Raw genomic sequence first — 4,166 nt, 5'->3', positions numbered from 1 at the left:
GATCGCCGCTTGCCTGGCGATCTCTTTCCAACCGGGACAGGCAGGGGAACAGATAGGTTACTGCCCCCGGCAGGAGATGACCTCGGTTGAGCTTGGTCGCGATTTCGACATGCAGGCCAAGTCTCCGCCAGGCTTTCTCAATGAGGCCGGTTTCGGGCACGGCACGGACGAAATTGCCGCCCAGGCCGATAAAGCCTTTCACCGAGCCGGCGATGACGCCTTCGCAAGTCTCGACCGTATCGAGGCCCTTCTCGCGCGGGGGCTCGAAAGCATAGAACTCCGCGAATTTGTCGAGCGGAACGAGTTCGGGTTTTTCGGATATGCCGACGGTACGCTGGCCCTGGACATTGGAATGACCGCGCAGGGGCGAAATACCGGCGCCGGGTTTTCCTATATTGCCTCGCATCAGCAGCAGATTGCACAACATCTGAACATTCTCGGTGCCATGCCTGTGCTGTGTCAGACCCATGCCATAGTTGCCGATCACCGCGTTGGACCGGCTATAGACTTCGGCGACATGCTCCAGATCCGGTCGCGCGATGCCCGACCGGGCGACGATGTCATCCCACGCGGCAGCGCGCAGATAGGCCTCGAATTCGGCGAAACCATGCGTATGTTCTGCGATGAACCCGATATCGAGGGCACGCGAGTTTCCCTGCTCGCGGGCCGCGTCGTCGAGAGCGAGCACAGCCTTGGCGATGCCCGTCATGGCGGCGATGTCGCCGCCGCTGCGCACCTGGAAGAAATCGCTGGACATTTTCGTGCCGGGTCCCGGCGACAGCATGTCGACAGGGTCTTGCGGGTTCTTGAAGCGCTTGAGTCCTCGCTCCGGCAGCGGGTTGAAAGTGAACACCGGCACGTTGCGCTGACGAGCCTCCTGCAGTGGGTGCAACAGCCGTGGCGCCGTCACCCCCGTGTTGTGGCCGAAGAAGAACATCATGTCGCATTGCGAAAAATCTTCGAGTTGTACGGTTCCGACCGGCGAGCCGATTGATTTGGGAAGCCCGACCGAAGTCGATTCGTGACACATGTTGGAAGAATCGGGCAGGTTCGACGAACCGTAGATGCGCGCGAACAGCTGATACATGAAGGAAGCCTCCAAAGAGGCCCGGCCGGACGTATAGAAAACCACCGATTTGGGATCGAGGCTCCGAAGTTCCATGCCGATCTCGGCGAAGGCCTCGTCCCAGGAGACCGGCTCGTAGCGGTCAGTGACAGCGTTGTAGCGCAACGGATCGGTGAGCCGGCCCTGCTTTTCCAGCTCGCAGTCCGGCCAATCGAGCAGTTCGGTGACGGAGTGTTGTGCAAAAAAATCGGGACCGCAGCGCAGCTTCGTCTGATCCCAGAGCGTGGCCTTGGCGCCATTTTCGCAGAATTCGAAGGGCCGTGGCTCTGCCGGCTTGGCCCATGAGCATGAAACGCACATATAGCCGTCTGCCTTGTTCTGCTTGAGCAGAGTGCTCCATATCCCAGACATCAGAAGGCCTTCGCCATAGGCTTTACGGATCAAGGAAGACAGGGATCCCCACCCGCCGGTCGGGTGGTCGTATTTCTTGATTTCGACATGATCGGTAACGGCAGGTTTCATGGCAGAACCTCGCAAGTGCGACTCCCAAACCTCGTCCCTCGTTGATTGTTCCCGCCACAGCGATGGCAAACGTCGCTGGTCAATCCAACCGCTGGAGGTCAAGCCGGCAAGCGCCTGAGCCGGTCCTCACCCAGAGCGCTGCCTGTGGAACTATTTCCGTCATGGGCTGTTCGACAACGGAAGGAGCCGGAAATGGAGCGACGCAACGCAATAATCTCGCTGGTGATAGCGGCGGTCATCGTTGTTGGTTTCGTCGTCGGCTTTTTCTACGCCGATATTGGCTGGCAGACCTCGCCGCTGAAACGCGCGCCGGAGCAGAACCAGGGCGGAAATGCGCCCGCGGATACCGCTCCGGCCGCGGGCGTCCAGAAAAATCCCAGGGAAAACACGGAAATGCCGGGGCAACAGTGATCGACGGCCGGCAACAGCGGGAGAGGGCGACCTCGCGGTGACGCTGCCGAACTGAGATCAACACAACACCGATCTGGAGTGTGGATGATGGGCATCCTTTCCGACGTCGACAAGAAGCTGACGGACAATATGTACGAGCATGGCAGCGAACTCACCGACGCGGTTTCGGATCTGCCGGAAGCAGTCGTGGAAGCGGTCGAACGGCTGATGTTTTTCATCCAGCCCGATGCGCGCGACACAGTCAGAAGTCAGGTTCTCGGCCTCATTCACGAATACAGTATCCAGGACGCTTCGAGCGGGGATCTCCCCGATTGACCTTCAGCACCCCACTCACGCCGATGCAGCAATCGAAACGCGATGAGACCGCCTCGTGCCCCGGATCGGGAGCCGCAGTTGTTGACGGACTCGTCGAGCGCTCTAGATCCGATTCACGCCGGCCGCGGTTTGTTGGGTCGGGGAGACTATTCTGTGGCGCACCAAACGCCGGATTTGATCGTTAGACGCCGCTATCTCAGGCTCGACCGCCTGTGCCTGCTTTTGCTGATGTTGTCGGCATGCTCATCTTCCGATCAGATCGCGCAGCAATCACGAACTGCGGCCTCCGCATCGCAGACCGTGTTGATGGCGCTGGACGCCTGGGCGGCAGGGGCGGCGCCGACTGCATACACGGTGGGTACGCTGCAATCGATCGGCAAGACGCTTGCCGATGTCGGGGCGCAAATCCGGTCCGCCGAAACCAGTGAACCCATCGAGCAAGCTTCCCTGACAAAAGCAGTCAGCGATTTGTCGGTCGCGGTGACGCGTGCCGAGGCCGGACTGCAGGGGGGCAACCGGCCGGAAGTCCAGAACGCGCAACAGGATCTACGGCTGGCGTCGCGTTCGCTCGCTGCCGCCTACGCCCAGTATTTCGCACCGAAGCCATGAAGAAGCTCATGGAAATATCCCTCGGCGTCGTCACCAGCGTTGGCGGCTTCCTCGAAGTTGGGTCCATGGCGACAGCTGCGCAGGCCGGCGCGATGTTTGGCTTCCAATTGATCTGGGCGGTGGTGCTCGGCACCATCTGCATCATCTTCCTTGTCGAAATGGCCGGCCGGTTCGCGGCTGTGAGCCATCACACGATCTCCGACGGCATCCGCGAAAGGTTCGGCTTCAACGTCTTTCTATGGCCGTTGCTTGCCTCTCTGCTGGTCAATTTCCTGGTGCTGTCCGCCGAGATCGGCGGCGTTGCCATTGCGCTCGAACTTGCCACCGGCATAGGCTTCCAGTGGTGGGCACTCCCGGTGGCTTTGCTGGCGTGGCTGCTGCTCTGGAAAGGCACGTTCGGCTTCATCGAGAAGGGCGTATCGTTTCTCGGTCTGGTGACGCTGTGTTTCGTCGTCGGAGCGGTGATGCTGAGACCCGATTGGACAGCAGTCGCAAGAGGCGCCTTGCCTTCGCTGCCAGTCCACGATGCCGCCAATTACTGGTTCATGGCGGTCAGCATTCTCGGCGCCTCGATATCGCCCTACCTGTTCATGTTCTATTCCTCGGGGGCCATCGAGGACCGGTGGGACAAAAGCTATCTCGGCGCCAATCGGGCCATAGCGGGACTGGGCATGACCTTCGGGGGCACCATCTCGATCGGCGTGTTGATCGTGGCCGCTCTCGTGCTCGCCACGCATGGCGTCACCCAGGTGGACGACTATCACCAATTGCCGTTGATGCTGATCCCCATATTCGGCTTCTGGGGCTTCGTGCTGTTTGTTGCCTCTCTCGCCATTGCCTGCTTCGGCGCCGCGCTAGAGGTCGGGTTGCAACAGGCCTATCTTGTGGCCCAGGGTTTCGGCTGGAATTGGGGCGAGGATCGCAAGCCGCGCGACGATCCGGGTTTCAGCGCCACCTACACGATATCATTGCTTTTGGCGGCTATTCCCATCGCGCTTGGTCTCGATCCGCTGAGGCTCACCATCTTTTCCATGGCGTTGACGGCAGCCAGCCTGCCGTTGACGGTCGTCCCGTTCCTGTTTCTGCTGAACGACAAACGTTATGTCGGCGAGCATCGCAATGGCATTTTGTCGAATGCCGCCGTCATCTTCATCATCGCGCTTGGCTTCGTACTGGCGGTGGTGACCATCCCGCTGCAGATATTCGGAGGCACATGATGAAGTTGCTGCGTGATCTCCTGGAC

The 4,166-nt window shown here is 60.2% G+C and carries 5 protein-coding genes; 4 read left to right on the top strand and 1 reads right to left on the bottom strand.

Translation table 11 applies throughout. The annotated features are described in order from the left end of the window. On the bottom strand, window positions 1–1,588 hold a 1,588-nt coding region (locus EN943_RS35475; RefSeq protein WP_127416436.1), incomplete at its 3' end, for an FdhF/YdeP family oxidoreductase. A gap of 192 nt (window positions 1,589–1,780) precedes the next feature. Here EN943_RS35475 and EN943_RS35470 point away from each other — a divergent pair. The 4 genes from EN943_RS35470 (at window position 1,781) to EN943_RS35455 (ending at window position 4,140) form a co-directional block, all read left to right on the top strand. Further along, window positions 1,781–1,999: a hypothetical protein gene (locus EN943_RS35470; RefSeq protein WP_127416435.1), complete on the top strand. Its 219-nt coding sequence runs from the start codon at window positions 1,781–1,783 to the stop codon at window positions 1,997–1,999. An 84-nt stretch (window positions 2,000–2,083) separates the two neighbouring features. Further along, on the top strand, window positions 2,084–2,314 hold the full coding sequence (locus tag EN943_RS35465; protein ID WP_127416434.1) for a hypothetical protein: 231 nt from the start codon (window positions 2,084–2,086) through the stop codon (window positions 2,312–2,314). Window positions 2,315–2,395: 81 nt separating this feature from the next. Beyond that, window positions 2,396–2,923 carry a hypothetical protein gene (locus EN943_RS35460; RefSeq protein WP_245476100.1) on the top strand — a complete coding sequence of 176 codons (528 nt, stop codon included), beginning with the start codon at window positions 2,396–2,398 and terminating at the stop codon, window positions 2,921–2,923. Beyond that, window positions 2,920–4,140, top strand: coding sequence for a divalent metal cation transporter (locus EN943_RS35455; protein ID WP_127416433.1), 1,221 nt, complete (start codon window positions 2,920–2,922; stop codon window positions 4,138–4,140). The genes EN943_RS35460 and EN943_RS35455 overlap by 4 nt, the downstream gene beginning before the upstream one ends. Window positions 4,141–4,166: the final 26 nt, after the last annotated feature.

This window comes from Mesorhizobium sp. M7A.F.Ca.US.006.01.1.1 (assembly GCF_003997935.1).
Classification (GTDB): Bacteria; Pseudomonadota; Alphaproteobacteria; order Rhizobiales; family Rhizobiaceae; genus Mesorhizobium.
Note: the sequence above shows the minus strand (reverse complement) of the source record. Positions and strands in the feature narration are given on the sequence as shown.